Here is a 23,076-nt window from a genome sequence, read left to right as displayed (position 1 = left end):
TGCCGGATGGGCGCTCGTCCCTGTATCCCCCGTTGGATCAGGACCCGAGGGCGAAATCGGCACCCTTCGATACAAAGCTGTCCGGCGGCGGGGGGCCGCAAACCTTCTCGGCCCACCCGCCGCCGTCGACCGCGTGCGCACGCGTCGTGGCGACTTCGCTCAGCGACGCGGCTTGGTCAGCAGGACCATACGGAACTTGCCGATCTGGATCTCGTCCCCCCCGCCGATCTCGGCCTCGTCGACCGGCTCACGGTTGACATAGGTGCCGTTCAGGCTGCCCACGTCACGGACCCCGAAACCATTACCGCGGCGGAAGAACTCCACGTGCCGCCGCGAGACGGTGACGTCGTCCAGGAAGATGTCGCTGTTGGGGTGGCGGCCAGCGGTGGTCACGTCGCTGTCCAGGAGGAAGCGACTGCCGGCGTTGGGGCCTCGCTTGACCACCAGGAGCGCCGTGCCCGGAGGCAGGGCGTCGGCGTTGCCGGGGTCGTCACCGCCCACGTCGTCACCGGAGTCCTCCTCCTCCAAGGCCTGTATGCCGGAGATGGAGATGGTGGACGTGACGTCTCCGGCGGATTCCCCGCTCCCCGCGGGTCGTGGACCCGACTGTCCGGCCCTGCGGACAGGCGTCCCACAGTGGGAGCAGAAACGGGCATCATCCGCAACGGCGTGACCGCACTGCGTGCAGTAAACGCTCGACATAGGTCGGCTCGGCCTCCTACCGCACGGGGCGGTGCTTGATTCGGCTGATCGGTGGCACGTTCCGGCCGTCGTACGGGCGAGGAGCCCGCACAGTGTCCGGAACGCGGCGAGACGGTCCGCCGTCGCGGCGGCGGCGCGTCTCGCACGGTCGGTCGCTAGGTCTCATCCCCCATGGTGTACTCCTTGTCACCCTTGACGGGTCCGCCGTTGCGGGAAGGCCCGTACGATAGGCGACGCGGCGCTCCAGGGAACACTCGACTGTAAACCATATCCCTGTCCGGGAAAGGTTTCGCTCCCCTGCGGCCTGCCGTGAACACACCACCACGCGACCGATGGGGTGAACGGTGGATCCGCCGCCTTGAGCACCGACTCCACCGATGGCCGACCTCGCCGAGGAGAGGCACCTGTTCTGGTACCGATGCCGCTCCGAGGGGTTTGGTTCTCGACCGCACCCCACGGATTGGCCTCGGCGCCTCCGGACCGCCACGACCTGTCGTTATGTCCAGTTTATCCAGGAGGAACGCGATCGGTGGCAGGTTGGACGACCTTTTGTTTCCTCTGTACACCGATCGGGGCGCGGACCTCGTGTCCCGCGCCCCGATCGATCATCGGGTCAGCCCTCCGCGCGTTCCACGACGGCCGCCCAATCGTCCAACAGGCGGCGCGCCGTGTCCGGGTCGGGACCTTCGGCCCAAAGATGGGTCACGGCTTCGGCGGTGTCCGGCAGGACCAACGCCCAACTGCCGTCGGATTCGATGACCCGCACCCCGTCCGTGGTGTCCAGCTCCCGGTCGCCGGCCGCCTCCACGACGGCCCGCATGACGCTGCCCTTGACCGCCCACGGGGTGGGCACCGAACGGCGCAGCAGGTGCGCCTGGGGGATCGATCCCTCGATCTGCCCCAGGGAGCGCCGGGTCCGGGCCACCAGGCCCAGCAGCCGCACGAAGGCCGCGATGCCGTCACTGGTGTGACCGAACTCGGGGATGATGAAACCGCCCCGGCCGTCACCGGCCAGGATCATCTCGTCCCCCTCGCTGCGGACCGCCTTGGTGAGCTCGCTGGTGGCCGTCGCCGTCCAGTGCACCCGGACGCCGTGCGCGGCGGCGACCCGCTCGGCGATCCGGGTGGTGGTGACGGGGAGCGCCACCCTGCCGCCGCCCCGCTCGGCGCACACCAGCTCCAGGACGACCAGCAGGGCCCGGTCCCCGTCGACCACCTCGCCCTTGTCGTCGACGATGGACAGCCGCTCGGCGACCGGGTCGAAGCGCACGCCGAAGTCGGCGCCCGAGCCCGCGACCAGTTCGCCGAGCCGTGCCAGATCCCGGTCGCGCTTGGCCGTGGTGTCGGTGGGCGAGGACTCGTCGAGCCGGTTGTTGACCGTGAGCACGTCGACGCCGACCCGTCCCAGCAGGGAGGGCAGGATGAGCGAGCCGCTGCCGCCCGCGCAGTCCACCACGACCTTCAGGTTCGCCTCGGCGACCCCGGAGGTGTCCACCGCGCGCAGCAGGTCGTGGGCGTAGCTCTCCACGTTGCGCGAGGGGAAGGTGAGCTCGCCGATCTCCCCGGGGAAGGCCCGGCGGTACTCGGCGCGGGAGAAGACCCGGTCGAGCTTGCGCTGCGCGGCCGGGGACAGGTCGGCCCCGTCGGAGTCCAGGAACAGGATGTCCACCGATTCGGGGTCCCCGGGCGTGGTGCGCACCGTGATGCCGCCGTCGACCCCGCTCTGGGACGTGTGGAAGCGGGCCACCGGCAGCGGCACGACCTCCAGGTCGCGCACCTCGACGGCGGCCGCCGTCAGGGCGCTGATGATCGCCCGTTTGAGCGTGCGGGCCGCGCGCGAGACGTCGCGCGCGGTCGTGACGGTCGCGCCCTTCTTGAGCGTGGTGGCGTAGGCGTTGGCCAGTCGCACCGCCAGCTCGGGCGTGATCTCCACGTTGATCAGCCCCGAGACGCCGCGGGGCCCGAACAGCGACCGCTGCCCGCGCGACTCCCAGATGACGTTGGTGCTGACGACCGCGCCGGCCTCGATGGTCTTGAACGGGTAGACCTTGACGTCGTTGTTGAGATAGGCCTCGGACTCGATGACGCAGTCCTCGCCGACGACCGCGCCCTCCTCGACCCGGGCCCCCGACATGATGTCGGTGTTCTTGCCGATGACCGCGCCGCGCAGGTTGGCCCCGCGACCGATGAAGACGTTGTCGTGCAGCACGGTGCGGTGCGCGAAGGCCTCGGAGCGCACCACGGCGTTGCTGCCCAGCACGGTGAACTCGCGCAGTTCGGCGCCGGCCTCGACCTTGGCGTAGTCGCCGATGTAGAGGGGGCCCTTGAGGACGGCCTGGGATGAGACCTGGGCGCCCTCGCCCACCCACACGCCCGGGGAGACCTCGAAGCCGTCGATCTCCACGTCGACCTTGCCGGACAGGACGTCGGCCTGGGCGCTGAGGTAGCTCTCGTGGGTGCCCACGTCCTCCCAGTAGCCCTCGGCGATGTACCCGTAGAGGGGTTCGCCGTCCTGGAGGAGTTCGGGGAAGACGTCGCCGGACCAGTCGACGACCTCGCCGGCCGCCACCCGCTCCAGGACGTCCGGCTCCATGATGTAGATGCCGGTGTTGACGGTGTCGGAGAAGACCTGACCCCAGGTGGGCTTCTCCAGGAAGCGCTGGATGCGCCCCTCGTCGTCGACGATGATGATGCCGAACTCCAGCGGGTTGGGGACCCGCTTGAGGGCGATGGTGACCTTGGCGCCCTTCTCCCGGTGGAAGCGCACCATGTCGGTGAGGTCGATGTCGGTGAGCGCGTCGCCGGAGATGACGATGAACGGCTCGCCGCGCAGGTGCTCCTCGGCGTTCTTGACGCTGCCGGCGGTGCCGAGCGGGACCTCCTCGGCGACGTAGTGGAGCTTCATGCCGAGCTCTTCGCCGTCGCCGAAGTAATTGCGGATCAGGGTGGCCAGGAACTGGACGGTGACCACCGTCTCGGTGAAACCGTGTTTGCGCAGCAGGAGCAGCACGTGCTCCATGATGGGTTTGTTGACCACCGGGAGCAGCGGTTTGGGCTGATTGGCGGTCATGGGACGCAGGCGGGTGCCCTCGCCCCCGGCCATGACGACGGCCTTCATGTTCGGTGAGGGCGTCGTGGAGGCCTCGTCGTGGGCGGTCATCGTCGGCACCTCCGGCCGAGCGCGGACGCGGAGGGTACCGCGAGGGGACGGTGTTCGGAGTGCGCGGCGGATCGCGCGGTGGGACATGTTCTCATTACGGAGACGACACTCCCTTTCGTTCCGACAGGACTCGCGGTGAGCCGGTCCGTCGGTGGCTCAGGGGCCGGTACGCCCCTGATCCCGGCCCGGAAGGCCGAGACCGTCGGTGACCGCGTCGGTGTCACCGCCGTCGGTCCCCGGTGTGGCTGGATCGGGTCGACCCTGGTCGAGACCGCGATCGGGGTCGCCGTCACCGACGGTCCGGTCACGACCGTCGGTGTGATCGGCGCGTTCGTCGCGGCGGGTCTGGGCGATCAGGCGCAGTCCCTGTACGGCGTAGAGCAATCCGGCCCACCAATAAAGAGCCGTTCCCCACAGGGCGAAGGCCCAACCCATGATCTTGGCCACATCCCCGAGGATGTTGGCGTAACCCGCGATGAACAGCAGGGGAAAGGCGTAGAGAAGGCACAGGGTGGCGGCCTTGCCCGCGAAGTTGACCGGGAGGGGGCCGTAGCCGAAATACCGCAGCAGGGGCAGCGCGCCGAGGATGAGGACGTCGCGCAGGACGAGGATGGCCATCAGCCACCAGGGGACGATGTCGCGCACGACCAGGCCCAGCAGGGCGGCGAAGATGTAGAGCCGGTCGGCGAGCGGGTCCAGCAGCGCGCCCAGCCGGGAGGCCTGGTTCCAGGCTCGGGCGATCTTGCCGTCGAGCCAGTCGCTGATCCCCGCGAAGGCGAGCACGAGCAGCGCCCACCAGTCGGCCTGTGGCACCAGGACCAGCCACAGGAAGAACGGAACGCCCAATAGGCGGAGCATGCTCAGCAGATTGGGAACCGTCCAGATGCGGTCACTGACCGCCGGACTGGCCACATCGCCCCCCGCATCGAGTCTGCCGTCTTGCGCGGATCGCCCCATGCCGCCAACGATAACGGTCGGACGTGTCGTTTCCCGCCACCGCGGAGCCCTTCTCCTCCTCCTGGACCGGTGGGCGGTCGATCGCCCATGGTACCCGGTGCCACTTGCCGGAAATCGCCCGATATGACGGTTTCAGTAGGACCGATCCATCACATCGAACGAAGGAGGGGCCGCCGCGGTTCCCTGCGGGGTCACCCCGGGAGGTGGGCGGCGAGCGCGCGCAGCCCGGACGGACCGGTGGGCTCCCGATCCGCCAGGGGGACCTCGGTGACGCCCACGTGGGCGAAGCGCCGCCGGATCTCGGCCAGGACCGCGGTCCCGTCGGGGCCGACCGCGCCCGGGGGCGGGATCTGGTTGACGATCACGGTGTCGAGGGGGAAGCCCGCCTCGGTGAGGGAGTCCAGCGCCCGGGCGGTCTCGGCCAGGACCATGCGGCGCGGCACCGTCACCAGGCCCACCCGGCTGGCGGAGCGCAACCGGGCGGCGGCCCCCTCCAAACGATGGCGGCGTTCGTGCAACCGGGCCAGCAACGGGTCCTCCTCCGGCTCGGCCACCACGGCGTCGGCGAACGCCTCGGCCTTGCGGGCGCGCTCGCGTCGGCGGGTCAACCCCGTCACCCAGGGGGTGAGGAGGGTCGGCAGCGCCAGCAGGCGCAGCAGGTGCCCGGTGGGCGCGCTGTCCACGACCAGCCGGTCCCACCGGTCGCCGACCTCTTCCATCCGTTCCATGAGCAGATCGGCCAGGGCCGACTCCGCCATCCCCGGGGCGGCCCCGGCGTGGTCGAGGTGGCGGCGGACGGCGGGCATGATCTCGGCCGGGAGGGCGCGTTCGGCGTCCCTGACGACCTGGGCGATCCTGCGGCGCACGGCGGTGTCGGCGTCGGGTTCGGCGGCCCACAGGCCGGGGGCGACCCGGACGGGGCGGTCGCCCAGCGGGTGTTCGAGGACGTCGCCCAGGGAGTGGGCGGGGTCGGTGGACATGAGCAGGACCCGATGTCCCGCGTCGGCCAGGGCCAGGGCCCGGGCGGCGGCCACCGTGGTCTTGCCGACGCCGCCCTTGCCTCCGACGAAGAGGATCGGCGCGGTGTGGGCGGTGGGGGTGTTCAGCAGCAGCCTCCGGGGGCTCCGAAGTCGTCCCGGCCCATTCTCAGGTGCCACTCGTGCAGGTCGGCGACCATGTACGGGAGCAGGTCCAGGGTCTCGTAGGCGACGGGGTTGTCCACGCCCAGGCTCTCCAGCATGAGCAGGGCGCGCAGGGTGTCCTGCTGGGTGCGGGCCAGGCGGTGGCGTTCGTGCCCCCAGCGCGCGTCGAAGACCTGCTGGTGGAAGTCCTCGACGCGGCGCCAGGCGGCGACGGCGCGATGCCAGGCCCTCCCGAGGGAGGACCCGGCATCGTCACGGTGTTCGGTCATGGCCGGCGGCTCAGGCCCTGTCGTCCGGGCCGGCGGTGCCCTCGGCGGCGGCCTCGGGCTCGGCGGCGTCCTCGTCGGCGGGCGCGGTGCCCCCGCGGCGCGCGGCGAAGGCCTTGCGCAGGGCGATGGCCGCCTCGATCGTCATCCACACGGCGAGGCCGAAGATGACCGCGTCCAACGGGGCCAGGAGGTACCGCTGGAGGGAGTCCTCCGACGACAGGAACCCGAGGAGCTGCACGACCAGCGCCCACGAGGTCATCACGACCAGGAAGGCCAGGGGCACCAGCACGGCGATCGGGTTGCGGCCGCGCTTGGTGACCCACACCGCGATGACGGCCAGCGCCAGCCCGGCGGTGAGCTGGTTGGTGGTGCCGAACAGCTGCCACAGGGTGCCGGCCGCGAAGTTGCCGGGGACGAGGGCGAGACCGAAGGGCACCAGGACCGCGATCAGCGTGGCCACGGTGATGTTGCGGGCCAGGAAGGAGAAGGTCTTCTCCAGGGCGCCGCCCTCGGTCGCCCGGTCCCGGACGATGACGCTGATCTCCTGGATGGTGTAGCGCTGGAGCCGGACGGCGGTGTCGAGGCTGGTGGCGGCGAAGCTGACCACGACCAGGGTCGCGAAGACCAGGCCGATGCCCTCGGGGACGCCGATGTTGGAGGCGAACCCGGCGACGCCCTGGACGAAGCGGCCGGCCGGGTTGGTGCCGGCGGCGGCCCAGTCGACGTAGATGTCGGACCAGTTCCCGCCCTGGTTGGCGCTGTAGATCATGATGCCCGCGGTGCAGGCCAGGATGGAGCAGACCGCCAGTGTGCCCTCACCGAGCGAGCTGAGATAACCGACGTAACGGGCGTCGGTCTCCTTGTCCAACTGCTTGGAGGTGGTACCCGAGGCGACGAGGCTGTGGAACCCGGAGACCGCACCGCAGGCGATGGTGATGAACAGCAGCGGGAAGATCGCCGGGGACCCCTCGGGCAGGTCGCCGCGCAGGACGGGGGCCTCGATGGTGTTCATGCCGACGACGATGCCCGCGACGATGACGACGAGCGCCAGCACCATCTGCTGCTGGTTGATGTAGTCACGCGGCTGGAGGAGCATCCACACCGGCAGGCGCGAGGTGAAGAAGGTGTAGGTGAAGATCAGCACCAGCCACACCAGGGAGACGTCCACGCCCAGGGCGCCGGCGATCGGGTCGACGGTGATGGGCATCATCTGGCCGAGCGGGATGCAGGCGTAGACCACGATCAGGGAGATGACCGAGGGCACCAGGGCGGCGGTCCGGCGGCGGTAGACGACCTGTCCGACGCCGATCGCCAGGGGGATCGTGACCAGGACCGGCAGGACCGCCTGGGGGTTGGCGACGAACAGCCCGGCGATGATGACCGCGAACACCGCGTTGACCATCGTGACCAGGAAGAAGATGATCAGCAGGAACAGGATCCGGGCCCGGCCGCTGATCACGTCACCGGCCAGCGCGCCGATGCTCTTGGCCCGGTGCCGGACCGAGACGACGATGGCACCGAAGTCGTGGGCTCCGGAGGCGAAGATCGTGCCGAGCACCACCCACACCAGGGCGGGCCCCCACCCCCAGAAGACGGCGATGGCCGGGCCGACGATCGGAGCGGCACCGGCCACCGAGATGAAGTGGTGGGCGAAGACGATGTGCTTGTTGGTGGGGACGAAGTCGACCCCGTCCTTGTAGGCGTGTGCCGGGGTCAGGAACGCCGGGTCGAGGGCGTAGACCTTCTTCGCGAGGTAGTTGGAGTAGAAGCGGTAGCCGAGCGCGAACAGCGCCAACGCCCCTAGTAGGACGGCCACAGCGGACATGGGGGGTTCCTCCCTTTAGTGCACCCGCGTGCTCTGCGGGGTGCATTTACCCGGGGGTGAGAGTACAGTCCCGAGAAATTAACATGAGTCCTACATCACACCAAAGGAAGAATCGTGCACGATCCGGCCACGACTTGGCGCCGCTCCCCCATCGGCGAACTGTGCTGGTCGGGCGGATCGGGCCCGCACGCGATCCCGGTGGTCCCCTTGGTCGAGGACGTGCCCTGCGTCGCGCTGCCGTTGGCCCATCTGCCCCTGATCGCCTCCCTGGGCCGATGGGCCGCCTTCTGTGTGAGCGCTCCGCCCGCAGAGGGGGAGCCGGCCATGGCCGCCGTCGGCCGCGTCGAGGTGTCCCTCGATCCCCGCGGGGAGGCCTTCGCCGACCTGGTCGAGCAGGAGGTCCACAAACACCCGCCCACCCGGTTGCGGGTGGGCAGCCTCATGGCGCGCCGGGAGAACTGGTGGTGGATGGGCCGGGCCATCGTGCGCCTGGTGGACGTGGACCGGGTGGTCGGGCTCCCCCCGCGCGACCGTCCCGAGGACGCGCTGCTGGTCCGGGGACGCGACGGTGACCTCCGGGTGGAGGTGGTCACCTCCCCCGCGTGGCCGACCGAACCCGGTTCCCTCGTGGAGCTGTGGGGGCGCAACGGCGACGACCCCTCCGGTTCCGGCGAACCGGCCCTGGTCATGGGGCACCAGGCCAGCCCCGACTTCGAGCGGTGGGAGCGGTGGACCCGGCGCGGAGAGCTCACCGGGCAGTCGCTGACGCTCGCCGAGGCCGACGGGGACCCCGATCCCGACCCCCGCCCGTTCGGTCTCCTGGAACGGTGGAACAACCATCACCGGGTGCGACGCGCCTGCGTGGCGGGAGTGGCCGAGGCGGAGCGGCGTCTGCGAGGCTGAGGAGAGCACCGCCGCAACGACCCGGGAGGTCACCATGCTCGTCGCCTTCTCCGTCAGCCCTCAGGGCACGGGCGAATCCGTCGCGCCGGCCGTCGCGAAGGCCGTCAAGGTCGTGCGCGACAGCGGACTGCCCCATCGCACCGACGCCATGTTCACCACGATCGAGGGAGAGTGGGACGAGGTCATGGCCGTCGTGAAGGCGGCCACGGAGGCCGCCGGCGAAGGGGCCGGCCGTGTCTCGCTGGTGCTCAAGGCCGACATCCGACCGGGGGTCACCGGGGCCCTGGACGGCAAGGTCGAGGCGCTCGAACAGGAACTGGACCGCCTCTGACCCGACCGACGGGCCCCGGTCCGGGGCCCGTCGGGCTCACTCCTCGTCCAGGATCATCTCGGCCGCGCGACGCCCCGACAGCAGGGCGCCGTGCACCGTCGCGATGTGCTCGATCTCGGTGGCCTCCCCCGCGAAGAACACCCGCTCGTCCACCGACGCGCGCAGCGCCACCCGGTCCCCGTCGTCGGAGCCGACCGCGGTGAAGGAGAAGGCGCCCCGGGCGAAGGGGTCGCCCGTCCAGTCGGTGAGGTGGTGGTCGATCGGATCGGGGGCCTTGCGGAACATGGTGCGCAGCGACGCCATGGCGTGCGCGACCACCTCCTCCTCCCTCATCCCCGCCAGGAAACGGGCCGCGTTGCCGCCGTTGCGGCACACCAGCACCGGCACGTCGAGCACGCGCTGACCGGCGTACCAATGGAACCAGGTGCCCTGTTCGGTGCCCAGGTGCACGAGGACCTCGGCATCGCCCCAGAACACCTCGTCGAAGCGCAGGAACACCTTCTCCAGGCGACCGCTGCCCAGGCGCTCGATCGCGCGCCGCTTGTCCTGGGGCAGCTCGGGGTGGAAGGCGACCCGCCCGTCCTTCAGGACGCCCAACGGGAGGGTGACGACGACACGGTCGGCGGTGAGGGTCTCCTCCCCCCCGGGGGCGTCCACCCGCACCGAGACGCCGTCCCGGTCGTGGGAGACCGCCCGCACCACGTGCCCCAGGCGCACGTCCAGCCCTCGGGCCAGGTGGTCGGTGATCCGCCCCATGCCGTCGGGGAAGACCACGTCGTCGCCGCTGAACTCGTGCAGCGCGCCCACGGCCTCGAAGGAGACCTCCTCGGCGTCGGCGCCGTGATCGCTCTCGACCATGCGGTGCACGATCTCCTTGGCGTCGCGGGCCCGGCCGCGCACCAGGTTCGCGTCGTAGAGGGCCTGGTCGATGCCGTGCTCCATGGACTCCTGCGCGCCCGCGCCGATGTTGGCCCAGTACATGTGCTCGTGCAGGAGGTTGACGTCCTCCATGTTGCGGCGGTGCCGGTCGAAGAGCAGCCGTCGGCCCTTGGGGTCGTAGGCGGTCTCGGTGGAGCGGTTGAACACGGCGGTGCGCAGGCCCATGTCGCGGATCAGTTCGGCCAGGGGGTTGCCCTCCTCGCCGCGCATCCAGGAGGCGCCCGCGTCGAGCGTGACGCCGTCCCACGCCCGGACCGAGTGGACGCGTCCGCCGGTGCGGTCCCGCCCCTCCAGGACGGTGACGCGCTCACCGGCCCGGGCCAGACGGTCGGCGGCGACGAGTCCGGCCATGCCCGCCCCGATGACGATGGTGTGTCCGCGTCCGGGAGCGGCCTCGCGACCGCGGGGCTCGGGGTCGGGGCGTTCCCCGGCCCCGCTCGGCTCCTCGGTGACCTCCGCGCCGACGTCCTCCTGGTCAGCCATGGCACTCCCCTCCATGTCGGTGACCGACAGTGCGACTTTATGTGCCCGGCGTGTCCACGGCGGGGAGGACACCCCGGGACACGAGAGGACGGAGCGGTCGGAACGGAACCGGGATCGCTCACTTCCCGTAACGATCGGCGATCTTATGGTTACACTCCGGATGTCCTCCTCCCGTCTTCCGAGAGGTTTCCCGTGCGTGTCATCGCCACCACCGTCGCTTCGGCGCTCGTCCTCGTGTGCGCCACCGGCGCATCGGTGTACGCCGCTCCGCCGACCGGCCCGCCGGTGGAGACGGCTCTGGCCCCGGTGGTCGAGCTGTCGGCGGACCGGCTGGCCACCGCGGAGCTGATGGCCGCCGCCAAATGGCACAGCGGTGATCCGGTCGAGGCGCCCGAACGCGAGGAGACGGTGCTGGCCCAGGCCGAGCGATCGGCCCTGGACCTGGACGGCGACCCCGCGACCGCGCTGACGGTCATGCGCGACCAGATCGAGGCCAACAAGGTGATCCAGCGGGGCAGGCACGCCCAGTGGTACGCCCGTCCCGAACAGGGCCCGGAGGGGGCGCCGGACCCGACGGGGGTGCGCGCCGAACTGGACCGGATCACCCCGGCCCTGGTGGGGGCGCTGACCGAGGCCGGGGCCGGGTTGTCGGCCCCCGACTGCGAGGCGGGACTGGAACGCAACGTCCGCCGGGTGGCCGCCGAACGCGGCCTGGACCGTCGCGGGCGCGCGGCGTTGAGGATGGCCCTGTCCTCGGTGTGCTCCTGACCGCCCACGGCCGTCCGGCCGCGGAGGCCTGCGGCGCGGGACCCTCCGGGAGCCGGTCCCGGGCGGGCACGCGGCATGGGCCGTCCTCGACACGGGCGCCCGACCACGGGCCGTCGCCGACCGGGCGGGTGTCGCGGTACCCCCTGGAGCAGGTCGTCGGTGGTGAGGGACGCGAAGGCGCACGGAAGACCGGCCCTCGTCCCGCACCGGAGACGTCGCTCCCCACCGGGGCGGCGGATCCGCGCGGGCGAAGACGCCCGACCGGCGGTATCCGGACGGGCGCCTTCGGGGTCGTCACCGATCCTTCGGGGCCTCTTCGTCGTCCTCGAACTCGATCCGCTCGGAACGGCGCTCGCCCGCGACGTGCTCCTCGTGGGTCACCTCGCGCTTGCGCACGTGGATCTCCTCGACCGGCACCTGGTGCTTGGTGACCACCGGGCGCTCCTCGTAGAGGGTGAAGGTCTCCTCCCCCTCCTCCATCGAGCGGTCACCCGTGACCTGGTCGGGGTCGGTGATCGGCCGGCGCTCGACCTCCAACTCCTCGTGGCTCACCGGGACGGTCGTGTCGAAGTGCTCCTTGTCGACGTGGCGGCGCATCCGCGCCTGCCCCGCCTCGCGGCGCTCGACACCGATGTCGACCCGCTCCTCGGAGCGGACGACGACCTCCTCGTCCTCGGCGTTCGCACGCGGGTCGGGCATACCTGCCATGCCCGGCTTGCCGGCCATGCCCGGCTCGCCCGCCCTGCCCTGCTCGCCCGCCCTGCCCGGCGCACCGGCCGTGTCCGGCGCACCTGCCTGCGGGGAGCGCTGCGCGGGCATCCCGTGCGCGGAGTAGTACTCCAGGACCTCGCGCTCCTCCTCCGGGGAGATGTGGTCCTTGGCGTCGATGTTGGGGGCGTCCTTGACGGTGGACTTGTCGTAGGGGACCTGGATGTCCTCCTGGACCGGTCGGGCCCCCTGCAAGGGGACCAGGGTCTCGCGCATGCCGAACAGGCCGGTGTTGACGGAGGCCCAGGTCGCGTCACCGGTGCGGTCGTCCAGGTAGACCCGGGAGACCTTACCGATGGAGTTGCCCTCTTCGTCCAGCACGTGGTGGCCCACGAGTTCCTCTGCGCGGTGGTGTGCCATGTTCCTCACCCCTTCACCCGGCCGGCGGGCCGGTTACCCGCCGCGCACTTCGCCTGGCCTACCCACATTGACCAGGGGGAAGAGGCTTTTCAGCGGGACCGACCGAGAATTGGGGAGAGCTTGGCCGTGGTTGACGGGGGCCGGGGCCGCCCTTGGCGGGGAGCATGCGGTCGGAGCCGCGGACCGGGGCGGGCCGTGTGCGATCGGCCCGCCCCGGAAGGGGCGTCAGCAGCTGTTGTCGCGGCTGTTCACCCAGGTGATGTCGCGGACGACCGTGCCGACGGCGCACGGGTTCTCGTTGAGGGCGGTGTCGACCAGGCGCAGGTTCCGGAAGGTCACCCCGGAGGTGTTGGCGAATTCGCTCCGGGCGGCGATGCGGATGTCACCCGGCCCGGCGATGGTCCCGCCCTGCTCGGCGATGGTGACGTTGTGGCAGTTCTCCACCAGGACGGCGTTGCTCCCCGTCCGCGCGATGTCGACGCGTTCGACGACCAGGCCGCCGCTCTCCGAGACGCAGAAGATCCCCCGGCCGCCGCCGCGGGCGCGGATCTCGCCGACCCGGATGTTGACGGGGTACCCGTTGCCGACGCGGCCGTTGCGGTTGGCCGTGCGGAAGGCGGCGTACCCGGTTCCGGTCCCGGCGCCCACGGCGTCGACCAGGCCGACCGTGGCGTTGACGGTGTCGTTGAGCAGCAGACCCGAGTAGCCGGTGTCGCGCGCGGTGACCGTGCCGATGGTCAGCCCGTCGACGCCGTAGGTCTCCACACCGTGGTTGTTCGTTCCGGAGACGTACACGTCGTCGATGCGGATGTTCCGGGCCTCGCGGACCGCGTCGTTGTCACGGCTGTCGATGCGCATGCCCAGACCGCCCGACAGGCGCAGGTCGATCCGGCCGAAGTGGACGTCGCGCGAGGTCCGCACCCACACGCCGAAGTACGGGTTGCCGGTCAGGGACAGATGGGGAACGGCGACGTCGACGGCGTGGCGGATCCGGATCGCCGCGTTGTTCCCGGTGGGCGTCCCGGTGACGTCGATGGTGCCGCAGACCTCCAGGGAGGTGTGGCTGGGCAGGTCCAGGGAGGTGTTGGCGGGCATGGAGCCGGAGGCCCGCACCACGACCCGTTCGCGGGTGGTGCGGCCCGGGCTGAGCCCGTTGACCGCCGCGCGCATGGCCGCGAGCATGTCGCCGCCCCGGTAGAGGGTGCTGCCGCCGGCGCGGGCGGTGTAGGTGGAGCCGTTCTGGGTGACCTCGGTGTCGAAGCCGCCGTCACCGCAGGCGGCGAAGGTCTCCGCGGGGGCGGCCTCCTCGACGGCGGTGAGGGCGACCGGTTCGGGGCCGGGTGCGGTGAGGGTCGCGGCGCCGAAGGCCAGCACGGCCGCGACGGCGACGCCGAGCAGGGCGCGGCGGCGGGTCCGGGGGGTAGGGGATCTCATCGGGTTGCCTTCCTTCATCGGCCCGCGAGGGAGTCGCGGACCGTGAGCGGGTGATGACAGGAGCGCTCCCAGAATCGGGAAACTAGCACGGAAAGCGCATTCCCGATACCCGTGCGACCACCGAGGGCCCGCGCCGGCGGCCACCCGCCCAGCCCCCGTCCCGGACCATGACACGGCCCGCGCGCGCCAGCGGGTGCCGGACGGGGTGAAACAGCCGCCGTGGTCGATGACCATTCCACGAAACCGGCGCCCATCGGGAGCGGATCACAGAAGGTCGCCGCACGGGGTCATTGGCGGGTCACCCCGACGGTGTGGGTGCCCTTCTTGAGGTCGCCGGTCCCGTCCACGACCAGGACCACGTCGTCGGTGCCGAGGCGGCCGATGACGTAGCCGCGCAGGTCTGCGGCCAGGGCGGTTTCGTTCAGAGCGGCCCGGTTGAGCAGGTGCTGGATCCGCTGAGGGGCCCGGTGTCCGGCGTGCTCGGCCAGGGTCCGGCAGTTCTTGCGGGTGAGTGGGGCGAGCAGGGCGCGGATCATCTGGCGGGTGGTGGTGCGGGTCTCGGGCCGGGCCGGGTACGGGTCGACGATCGTGCTGGTGGTCGCGTTCAGCAGGTGCGGCCACCGCCTCGGGATTTGTCGTCTTCACAACCATCGATGATCGGGCGGTGGCCGTTGCCGTGTCCGGAAAACGGCCATATCAGCGCGGTCGAACACCACGAGATCCCTACGAACGTGATCGTTACCGATCAAACCGGAAGTCCGACTGGAGTACCGGAAGAGGGTAACGGCCACTGTCGGAAGCGAACCCCGTATTCGAGGGACGAAAGTCCTTCTACACCGAAAACGGATGTAATTCGATGGCCCATCGCCCTTGAGAGGATGTGGTCAACTGGAGACATGAGCGATTCCGACCGCCCCACCGAGGCCCGGACGGACACACGCCGGACGAGCGTCACCGCGCTGGGTGACGCGCTCGCCGCAGCCGACATCAAACGGCTGGTGCGTGCGTCCCGCGAGGACGATGGGAACGAAGTGGAGCGGATACGGAGAAGATACACCGGCGAGTAGGTCGACCTCGGCCACAAACCCTACGGGGCAAGGCTTCATGTTAGTTTCGTGGTCCGCGATTCGCGTTCCGGAGCGGCCTGATCGGAGCACCATGGAACTGGTACTGCTGGCCAAGGACGACAAGTCGGGGGACAAGGGCTGTCCCTCCGTCTACCTCAGCGACACGGGTGAGTTCGTCGTCCAGGGGGTCGGGCTGAACGACACCGACTTCAGTGAGCTGGCCGATCCCCTGCCCGGTGAGACCGCCGTGCGCATCTCTCCCGAGATCGTCCTGGCCGCTGTGGAGGCCTACCGGCGGAGGAGCGTGTGACCCCTTCCGACGGCGGTGGTATCCGGCCCGTGGACACGGAGGAATTCGACCGGTTCTTCACCGAATGCCGCTACACCGCCTTCCGGCTCGAAACACTTCAAATCTACGACGTCGGTTATGAGGAGGAAGCGTTCCGGCGCTTTCTGGCCGACGGCCAGATCATCACCACCGACTCTCACTCGGAGTGGGCGCGCATCGTCGGTGGCGAGCGCCATTTCCGTCGTGTGCACGTGGTCATCGAACCCCTCACCGACTACCTGCGATTCGAATGCGTGTGGGCCTACCGATCCAACGTCGAAGCCGGCGAGGACGTCAACATCCTGCCCGTCGCAGAGAACACCTGGCCCGCGGGCATCCCCCGCTCCGACTACTGGCTGTTCGACTCGCATCGCCTGGTGCGGATGAACTACGCGCCGGACGGAACCATGCTCACCCCCGAGCTGGTGACCGACCCCGGAGAGGTCGTCCTGGCCAACGCCGTACGGGACCGGGCCCTGCACCTGTCGGTCCCCTTCAGCGAATACGAGAAACGTTTCGACGCCGACATGAAACCCCTGTGACGAACTCCCACGACGACCGCACAGAGAACACCGTGTACGGCAGCCCCGAGGCCGTGGTCCAAGCGGGCACCGTCCACGGTGGCGTCCACATCGCCTCCTCCCCCGGCCGCTCCGCACCGGTCCCCCGCCAACTTCCGTTGCCGGCCACCGGTTTCGTGGGCCGGACGACACATCTGCGGCGCTTGGACGCTTTGGCGGAGGAGGCGAAGGTCCGTGTCCCGGTCGTGGTGCTGTCCGGCCCACCCGGTGTCGGCAAGACCGCGCTGGCCGTTCACTGGGCGCACCGTGCCCGAGCCCGATTCCCCGGCGGCTGCCTCTACGTCGGCGTCCACGCACACGCCCCGGGCCCGCGCGCGGAGGCCGCACAGAACCTGGACTCCCTCCTGCGGGCGCTCGGTGTCCCTCCCGACCGTGTCCCTTTGGACCTGGACGGCCGCTCGGCCCTGTACCGTACCGAGACCGACGGCAAGCACCTGCTGATCGTCATCGACGACGTGCTCGGACCGGCTCAGGTGCGTCCGCTGCTGCCCGCCTCACCCGGCTGCATGGTGGTGGTGACCAGCCGTAACACGTTGTCGGGGCTCATCGCCCGGGAGGGGGCCCGACGCCTCCCCCTGGACGTCCTGCCGATGGCCGACTCCGTGGCACTGCTCCGGAACACGATCGGTCCGCGTGTGGACACCGACTCCACGGAACGCCTGGCGGATCTGGGGTACTGAACACGTGGAAGCGGGGCCCGACCGGTATCCGGTCGAGCCCCGCTCGGTGATCAGGGCGCTGTCAGACCTTGCGCCACTGCGGGACCCAGGCGCCGTCCTCGACGACGTAGTCGCCGAACAGGGCCGGGGCCTCCCTCTGGAGGGTCTCTCCGATGAGGTGGAAGAGCAGGCGGATCTCCTCCTCCGCGCCGGGGGCGGTGCGGGCCTCCAGAGTGTGGCGCAGGGTGCGCACGTTGGCGCTCCACACCAGCCCGGTGGCCACGCCCTCGGGGGCGAAGCGGCGCATGAAGGAGGTCTTGTGCTTCTTCTCCGCGAACTTGACGCCCTCGTCGTCCAGGCCGAAGTGGTCGGCCATCCAGAGCTGGAACTCCTCCATCCGCTGGAGCATCTCGCCCGCGCGCTCCATCAGCTCCGGGTCGTCCTGGGCCCAGTCGGGGAACCAGAACGGCAGGTCGCTCAGGCGCACGAAGCGCAGCGACTCCTGGGAGATGGCCACGCCCGGCCGGTGCCGGATGAGTTCGTGGGTCAGGACGCGGGAGACGTTGTGCAGGACGAACCCGAAGGTGACGTGCTCCAGCACCGAGCCGTGCAGGCTGGCCAGGATGTTGCCCAGGTAGGCGTCCTGGTCGGTGCGCACCCGGGTGACGTTCGGGTTCAGGCCCGGTTCCCAGGAGCGGTAGCACAGGCGCCCGGCGAACTCGGCGAGGTTCTGCGGGTCGTTGAGGTGGTCGTCGAGCTCACCGCGGTCGAAGCGTTCCAGCCAGGACTGCCCGCCGACCTCCTTGAGATAGTCGGCGATCGCGTCGTAGTCCACCTGCGGACGCGAGATCAGTCGGACCTGCGGTTCGACCCTCTTCACTGCACTGCCTCCCGTGTCGTGGCCCCGCCCCGGGCACGCCGCTGGGCCGTGACCGGGACCGGGCACGGGGGGCGTGGAACGGGGTGGGGCTGATCAGCCTTCCCCGAGGGTACACGTCCGGCCGGGTCCCACGCGGGCCGAAGACAGGGGGACGCCCCGGCGCGGTCGGGGACCGCGCCGGGGTCGTGGGGTCGTCCGGCTAGATACCGAAGAAGTAGCCGGGGGTGAGGAAGAGTCCGAGCACGATGGCGATGATGCCCCAGAGGAGCTGTCCGCGCACCACGCCCAGGACGCCGACGATGAGAAGAATGATTCCGAGGATCGTAAGCAGAATACCCATGCCCCACCCCTGACCGAGAGGAAGCAGATCAAACAAGACGAAACACCAAGAAGCTTAAAATGTTGTCACCAGACAACATTTTCCGCAGATGGGCGCGGGTGAATGTGACCCCCGTCACACTCGCCCGCGCACCCTTACCCCGTCAGCCGCGGGCCAGCTGCAACGCCCGTGCGACGATCTCCTCGCCGACGGAGGCCGTGAGAATCGATTCCGGATGGAACTGGACCGCGTACCGGCGGTTCTGTCGGTCCTCGATGGCCATCACCACCGGCTCCTCGCCCTCCGCGTCGATGACGGCGGTGACCTCGTAGCCCTTCACCAGTTCGGGCAGGGCGTAGGTGGAGTGATAGCGGGCCGCCTGGAACAGCCCCTCCTCCCCGAGTCCGGAGAGCAGGGCGCCGCCCAGGGCGCGGACCCGCCCCGGCTTGCCGTGCACCGGCTCGTCCAGGGTGCGCAGCTCCCCGCCGGCGTGCTCCACCATGCCCTGCAATCCCAGGCACACCCCGAACACCGGCAGGTTCCGGCTCTGGAGTTCGTCGAGCAGGGCCGACATGCCGAAGTCGACGGGCAGACCCGGGCCGGGCGAGAGCACCACCAGGTCCGGGGCCAGCCGGTCCAGGAGTGAGGGCTCGAACCCGTAGCGGACTGTGATCACCTCGGCCCCGTGGCGTCGCACGTAGTCGGCCAGGGTGTTGACGAAGGAGTCCTCGTGGTCGACCAGCAGGACCTTCATGCCCTCCCCCGGCCGCTCCTCGTCGTCCCGCGTCTTCGCGGCGCCCGCCCGCGCGGAGGCGGTGTCGTCCTCCTCGCTCAGGGCGAGGGTCTCCAGCAGGGCCCGCGCCTTGAGGAACGTCTCGCGCTCCTCGGCCTCGGGGTCGGAGTCGTAGAGCAGGGTGGCGCCCACGCGCACCGCCGCGACGCCGTCGCGGATGTGGGCGGTGCGCAGCGTCAGCCCGGTGTTCATGGAGCCGTCGAAGTTGATCACCCCGACCGCGCCGCCGTACCAGCGGCGGGGGCTGGTCTCGTGCTGCTCGATGAAGCGCATCGCCCACGTCTTGGGGGCACCGGTGACGGTGACCGCCCACATGTGGGTGAGGAAGGCGTCCAGGGCGTCGAACTCCCGGCGCAGGGTGCCCTCGATGTGGTCGACGGTGTGGATGAGCCGGGAGTACATCTCGATCTGGCGGCGACCGATGACCCGGACGCTTCCGGGTTCGCACACCCGCGACTTGTCGTTGCGGTCGACGTCGGTGCACATGGTGAGCTCGGACTTCTCCTTGACGGAGGAGAGCAGCTCCTGGATGTTCTCCGCGTCGCCCAGGGCGTCGTCGCCCCGGCGGATGGTGCCGGAGATGGGGCACGTCTCCACCCGCTGGCCGGTTCCGGGCTCGCCGCTGACCCGCACGAACATCTCCGGGGAGGCGCCGACCAGGTACTCGCCCCCGCCCAGGTTGAAGAAGAACTCGTAGGGGGCGGGGTTGCGCTCGCGCAGCAGCTCGTAGAAGCGGGCCGGCGAAGAGCAGCGGGCGTAGGTGCGGTGTCCGGGGACGACCTCGAACAGGTCGCCGCGCCGGAACCTCTCCTTGGCGTGGGCGACGACGCGGGCGTAGGAACCGGGCTCGGGGTCACCGGGGACCTCACCGGCGACGACCGGCGGGGTGGGCTCGGTCAGCCGGTCCAGTCCCCGGGTGTCGGCCTCGTCCCGGCCGGTCCCGGCCGGGACGGCGAAGTCGTAGGTGTAGCGCACGCACGTCTCGCGCTTGCGGTCGCGCACGACGATCGCGTCGGGCAGGTGCAGGACCAGGTCGCGATCGGTGGGGTCGCGGTCGATGTGCCGCCGGATGGGTTCGAACTGGAAGGCCAGGTCGTAGCCGAAGGCGCCGTACAGGCCCAGGTTGCCGTCCTCGGGGGCGCTCAGGACGTCGATGACGGCGCGCAGGGCGGTGAAGACGCTGGGACGGCGGCTGCGCTCCTCCTCGGTGAAGAAGACTCCGGGGTCGGGTTCGGGGACGGTGACGGCCGCGTGGTCGGGGCCGCTCTCGAAGTCGACCCCGGTGGTCTCCAGCGCGTCGGCGACGACCGGGAGCAGCACGCGACCGCGTTCGTTGAGGGCGGTGGCGGTGACGCGACGGCCGCGGGTGGTGAACTCCAGGCACGGGTCGACGTACCCCAGGTGCCAGCGGTCGTACCGGCCCGGATACTCCATGCCGGAGGACAGGACACCGCCGCGGCGGTACTCGACGTCGCGGACGAGGTCGGTGAGGATCTCCGGATCGCAGGGGGTGGCCTGGCGGTGGACGGTCACGCCGCCCCGGGTGCGGTACGTGGTGGTCTGTGCGTCGCTGGATGTCACGGCCGGTCCTTCTGGCGCTGGTCGGGGTGGGTCACACCGGCCGGGGGCCGTGAAACGGAAACGACCGCCGGTCCGGGGCGGTCGCTGCGAGAGATACGCGAAACATCGACGCCGCCTAGAGGCGGCGCCACCACTGGGCCTGAACGGAGGTGTTTCGCATGGGGCAGAGTGTAGCGGGTGCGGGGGCGCGTGAGGAGCCTTCGGGGGAAAGTCCGCGTGATCCGTGTCGGCGTCGCCGGGAGGGGAGCGGCCGGTCGGGGCGCTCTCATCCGTCCCGTCCGTACCGTCCGTGCCGGGGCCCAGGGCGTGCTACGGTGGGAAACTCTGCACGCCAAGGATCAAGAAAAATCTTGTCCTTAGCGCTTAGCCTATCAGAAGGATGCCCGTGGGTCAATCCGACACCTCCGGAACGGTCTCCCCCGAGCGCGCCGCACTGGCCGCCGAACAGGGGCGGGTCGACGCGATGTACACGCGTCTGGACGAACTGCGCGACCGCACCGCGCACCGGCTCGCCGCCGCCCACCTCCAGGAACGCTCCGGTTTCGCCGCCATCGTGGAACGCGAGTCCCGCGCGTACGAACACGCGCGGGAGCGCGCCCGCCTCGGTTCGGTGGAGGAGGGGCTGTGCTTCGGCCGGATCGACATCGTCCACGACGACGGCCCCGAGGCCCGTTACATCGGTCGGATCGGCCTGCGCGACGCCGAGTACGAGACCATCCTCGTGGACTGGCGGGCCCCGGCCGCCCGCCCCTTCTACGCCGCCACCCCCGGCGACCCGCAGGGGGTGATCCGCCGACGCCACCTGCGCGTGCGCCGCCGACGGGTCGTCGGCCTGGACGACGAGGTGTTCGACATCGACGGGCTCGGCGCCGACGACCGCCGCCGGCTCGTCGGCGAGGCCGCCCTGCTCTCGTCCCTGCGCAGCGGCCGTACCGGCCGCATGGGCGACATCGTCGCCACCATCCAGACCGAACAAGACCGGGTGATCCGGGCCCGGCTCGACGGCGTGCTCGTGGTCCAGGGCGGGCCCGGCACCGGCAAGACCGTCGCCGCCCTGCACCGCGCCGCGTACCTGCTCTACACCCACCGCCACGTACTGGAGCGGCGCGGCGTCCTGGTGGTGGGGCCCAACCCGGCGTTCCTGCGCTACATCGGCGACGTCCTGCCCTCCCTCGGCGAGACCGACGCGGTCATGAGCACCCTCGGCGGGCTCTTCCCCGGGGTGTCCGCCCACCGGCACGACCCGTACCCGGTGGCAGCGCTCAAGGGGGACACCCGCGTCGTCGATCTGCTCCGGTCCGCCGTCGCCGACCGACAGCGCACCCCACGCGAGGCGTTCGGCGCCGACGACCTCGTGGTGGAGGTCGACGGCACCACCCTCACCGTGCCCGGATCGACCTGCGCGCACATCGTGCGCACCGCGCGAGGGCTGCGCCTGGCGCACAACGTCGCCCGCAGGTACACCGTCACCGAACTCCTCTCCGCGCTCGCCCGCGCCGAGGCCGAGGCCCTGGGCCGCCCGTTCCAACGGGAGGACGCGCGGTTCGTCCGCGAACGCCTGTGGTCCGAGGACCCGGTGCGCGAGGCCGTGGACGCCCTGTGGCCGGTGCTGACCCCGCAGGCCCTGCTGCGCGGTCTCCTCACCGACCGCGACGCGCTGTCCCGGGTCGGCGCGCGGGCCGGGTTCTCCCCCGACGAGGCCGCCCTGCTCCACCGCCCCGCCGACGCCGACTGGACGGTCCAGGACGTGCCACTGCTCGACGAGGCCGCCGAACTGCTCGGCCGCGACGAGGGCGGGCGCCGCGCCCGCGAGCGCCGTGCCGCCGCCGAACGCGCCGAGGAGGAGCGCTACGCCCAGGGGGTCCTGGAGTTCACCGGCCTGGCCGACGAGGGGGTGCTGGACGCCGCGACCCTGGCCGCCCGCCACCGCCACGGCGGTGCCGACCTCACCACCGCCGAACGCGCCGGCGCCGACCGGGAGTGGGCCTACGGGCACGTCATCGTCGACGAGGCCCAGGAACTCTCCCCCATGGCCTGGCGCACGGTGATGCGCCGGGTTCCCACCCGCTCCCTGACCGTCGTCGGTGACCTCGCCCAGACCGGCAGCGCCGCCGGGGCGGTCTCCTGGACCGGGGCGCTGGAACCGTACGCGCGCGGCAAGGTGCACGTGGAACGGCTCCGGGTGAACTACCGCACGCCCGCGCCGATCATGGAGGTCGCCGCCGACGTGCTGCGCGAGGCCGCCCCGGACGAGGAACCCCCGGAGTCGGTGCGCGAGGACGGCGCCCCGCCGCGCGCCGTGCCCCTGCCCGCCGACCTGGACGGGCTGGCCGCGCTGGTGGACGGGGAACGGGGCCGGATCGGCGAGGGCAAGGTCGCGGTGATCACCGCCGACGAGCGGGTGGCGGCGGTACGGGCGGCCCTGCCGACGGCCGCCCGCGCCGAGGAGCTGGAGAACGACGTGGTGGTGCTGACCGCCACCGAGGCCAAGGGGCTGGAGTTCGACGCGGTGGTGGTCGTGGACCCGCAGGCGCTGCTGGCGGCACCGCGCGGCGCCAACGACCTGTACGTCGCCCTGACCCGCGCCACCCGCCGCCTCACCGTCGCGCACACCGGACCGCTCCCCGCCGTCCTGCGGAGGCTGGCCGGCTGAGGCGACGGCCCGGTGAGGGGCGTGGGGAAGGGGAGCCGCCGGTCCGGCCCCGGACGCCGGCGGTCCGGCCGCCCTGTCCGGGCCGTCGGCCTCACCGAGGGCGCCCCACCGCAACGGCTGTCGGAGCACCTGGCCGACCGCGGGGACCGGGATCTCCTCGCCCCTCTCGCCCAC

Annotated in this window: 20 protein-coding genes and 1 pseudogene; 8 read left to right on the top strand and 13 right to left on the bottom strand. The window is 71.1% G+C overall.

What is annotated here, in order from left to right; genetic code table 11:
- Positions 1-159: 159 nt before the first annotated feature.
- The 6 genes from RM479_RS16705 to RM479_RS16680 form a co-directional block, all read right to left on the bottom strand.
- On the bottom strand, positions 160-702 hold the full coding sequence (locus tag RM479_RS16705; protein WP_311512638.1) for an FHA domain-containing protein: 543 nt from the start codon (positions 700-702) through the stop codon (positions 160-162).
- A gap of 613 nt (positions 703-1,315) precedes the next feature.
- Positions 1,316-3,820: a mannose-1-phosphate guanyltransferase gene (locus RM479_RS16700; protein WP_311512685.1), complete on the bottom strand. Its 2,505-nt coding sequence runs from the start codon at positions 3,818-3,820 to the stop codon at positions 1,316-1,318.
- A 198-nt stretch (positions 3,821-4,018) separates the two neighbouring features.
- Positions 4,019-4,774: a CDP-alcohol phosphatidyltransferase family protein gene (locus RM479_RS16695; protein ID WP_311512684.1), complete on the bottom strand. Its 756-nt coding sequence runs from the start codon at positions 4,772-4,774 to the stop codon at positions 4,019-4,021.
- Between the two features lie 236 nt (positions 4,775-5,010).
- Positions 5,011-5,976 (bottom strand): ArsA family ATPase, encoded by a 966-nt coding sequence (locus RM479_RS16690; protein WP_397222364.1) that lies wholly within the window; start codon positions 5,974-5,976, stop codon positions 5,011-5,013.
- Positions 5,922-6,230 (bottom strand): cory-CC-star protein, encoded by a 309-nt coding sequence (locus RM479_RS16685; protein ID WP_274811323.1) that lies wholly within the window; start codon positions 6,228-6,230, stop codon positions 5,922-5,924. Before RM479_RS16685 ends, RM479_RS16690 begins: the two co-directional genes overlap by 55 nt.
- A gap of 10 nt (positions 6,231-6,240) precedes the next feature.
- Complete coding sequence (locus RM479_RS16680) at positions 6,241-8,055, bottom strand: carbon starvation CstA family protein (protein WP_311512637.1); 1,815 nt, start codon at positions 8,053-8,055, stop codon at positions 6,241-6,243.
- Positions 8,056-8,169: 114 nt separating this feature from the next.
- Between RM479_RS16680 and RM479_RS16675 the strand changes: the two genes are divergently transcribed.
- Both RM479_RS16675 and RM479_RS16670 read left to right on the top strand, forming a co-directional pair.
- Positions 8,170-8,958 (top strand): hypothetical protein, encoded by a 789-nt coding sequence (locus RM479_RS16675; RefSeq protein ID WP_311512636.1) that lies wholly within the window; start codon positions 8,170-8,172, stop codon positions 8,956-8,958.
- 34 nt (positions 8,959-8,992) lie between these two features.
- Positions 8,993-9,289: an MTH1187 family thiamine-binding protein gene (locus RM479_RS16670; protein ID WP_311512635.1), complete on the top strand. Its 297-nt coding sequence runs from the start codon at positions 8,993-8,995 to the stop codon at positions 9,287-9,289.
- Positions 9,290-9,325: 36 nt separating this feature from the next.
- Here RM479_RS16670 and RM479_RS16665 read toward each other — a convergent pair whose 3' ends face one another.
- Positions 9,326-10,711, bottom strand: coding sequence for a flavin monoamine oxidase family protein (locus RM479_RS16665; protein WP_311512634.1), 1,386 nt, complete (start codon positions 10,709-10,711; stop codon positions 9,326-9,328).
- Positions 10,712-10,903: 192 nt separating this feature from the next.
- On the opposite strand from RM479_RS16665, the gene RM479_RS16660 reads away from it, so the two are divergent.
- The gene (locus RM479_RS16660) at positions 10,904-11,479 is read left to right on the top strand and encodes a chorismate mutase (RefSeq protein WP_311512633.1); all 576 of its coding nucleotides are present in this window, start codon (positions 10,904-10,906) and stop codon (positions 11,477-11,479) included.
- A 294-nt stretch (positions 11,480-11,773) separates the two neighbouring features.
- Here RM479_RS16660 and RM479_RS16655 read toward each other — a convergent pair whose 3' ends face one another.
- From RM479_RS16655 to RM479_RS16645, 3 genes and pseudogenes are all read right to left on the bottom strand, one after another.
- Positions 11,774-12,607, bottom strand: coding sequence for a DUF2382 domain-containing protein (locus tag RM479_RS16655; RefSeq protein ID WP_311512632.1), 834 nt, complete (start codon positions 12,605-12,607; stop codon positions 11,774-11,776).
- Between the two features lie 225 nt (positions 12,608-12,832).
- A complete protein-coding gene (locus RM479_RS16650; protein ID WP_311512631.1) occupies positions 12,833-14,041 on the bottom strand; it encodes a right-handed parallel beta-helix repeat-containing protein in 1,209 nt (402 codons plus the stop codon).
- Positions 14,042-14,331: 290 nt separating this feature from the next.
- A pseudogene (locus RM479_RS16645) lies at positions 14,332-14,673 on the bottom strand (transposase); the annotation flags it as partial.
- A 264-nt stretch (positions 14,674-14,937) separates the two neighbouring features.
- Here RM479_RS16645 and RM479_RS16640 point away from each other — a divergent pair.
- From RM479_RS16640 to RM479_RS16625, 4 genes are all read left to right on the top strand, one after another.
- Positions 14,938-15,108 (top strand): hypothetical protein, encoded by a 171-nt coding sequence (locus RM479_RS16640; protein WP_274811308.1) that lies wholly within the window; start codon positions 14,938-14,940, stop codon positions 15,106-15,108.
- A gap of 91 nt (positions 15,109-15,199) precedes the next feature.
- Positions 15,200-15,418: a hypothetical protein gene (locus RM479_RS16635; protein ID WP_274811306.1), complete on the top strand. Its 219-nt coding sequence runs from the start codon at positions 15,200-15,202 to the stop codon at positions 15,416-15,418.
- Positions 15,415-15,978, top strand: coding sequence for a DUF6879 family protein (locus tag RM479_RS16630; RefSeq protein ID WP_274811305.1), 564 nt, complete (start codon positions 15,415-15,417; stop codon positions 15,976-15,978). Before RM479_RS16635 ends, RM479_RS16630 begins: the two co-directional genes overlap by 4 nt.
- On the top strand, positions 15,975-16,697 hold the full coding sequence (locus tag RM479_RS16625) for an ATP-binding protein (protein ID WP_311512629.1): 723 nt from the start codon (positions 15,975-15,977) through the stop codon (positions 16,695-16,697). Before RM479_RS16630 ends, RM479_RS16625 begins: the two co-directional genes overlap by 4 nt.
- Positions 16,698-16,758: 61 nt before the next feature.
- Here the strand turns inward: RM479_RS16625 and thyX are convergent, their stop codons facing one another.
- The 3 genes from thyX to RM479_RS16610 form a co-directional block, all read right to left on the bottom strand.
- On the bottom strand, positions 16,759-17,556 hold the full coding sequence (gene thyX, locus RM479_RS16620; RefSeq protein ID WP_311512628.1) for an FAD-dependent thymidylate synthase: 798 nt from the start codon (positions 17,554-17,556) through the stop codon (positions 16,759-16,761).
- A gap of 199 nt (positions 17,557-17,755) precedes the next feature.
- The gene (locus RM479_RS16615) at positions 17,756-17,896 is read right to left on the bottom strand and encodes a GPGG-motif small membrane protein (protein WP_274811302.1); all 141 of its coding nucleotides are present in this window, start codon (positions 17,894-17,896) and stop codon (positions 17,756-17,758) included.
- Between the two features lie 142 nt (positions 17,897-18,038).
- The gene (locus RM479_RS16610; protein WP_311512627.1) at positions 18,039-20,249 is read right to left on the bottom strand and encodes an anthranilate synthase component I; all 2,211 of its coding nucleotides are present in this window, start codon (positions 20,247-20,249) and stop codon (positions 18,039-18,041) included.
- Positions 20,250-20,628: 379 nt separating this feature from the next.
- Between RM479_RS16610 and RM479_RS16605 the strand changes: the two genes are divergently transcribed.
- Positions 20,629-22,902, top strand: coding sequence for a HelD family protein (locus tag RM479_RS16605; protein WP_311512626.1), 2,274 nt, complete (start codon positions 20,629-20,631; stop codon positions 22,900-22,902).
- Positions 22,903-23,076: the final 174 nt, after the last annotated feature.

The organism is Nocardiopsis lambiniae (assembly GCF_031845465.1).
Taxonomy (GTDB): domain Bacteria; phylum Actinomycetota; class Actinomycetes; order Streptosporangiales; family Streptosporangiaceae; genus Nocardiopsis; species Nocardiopsis lambiniae.
Note: the sequence above shows the minus strand (reverse complement) of the source record. Positions and strands in the feature narration are given on the sequence as shown.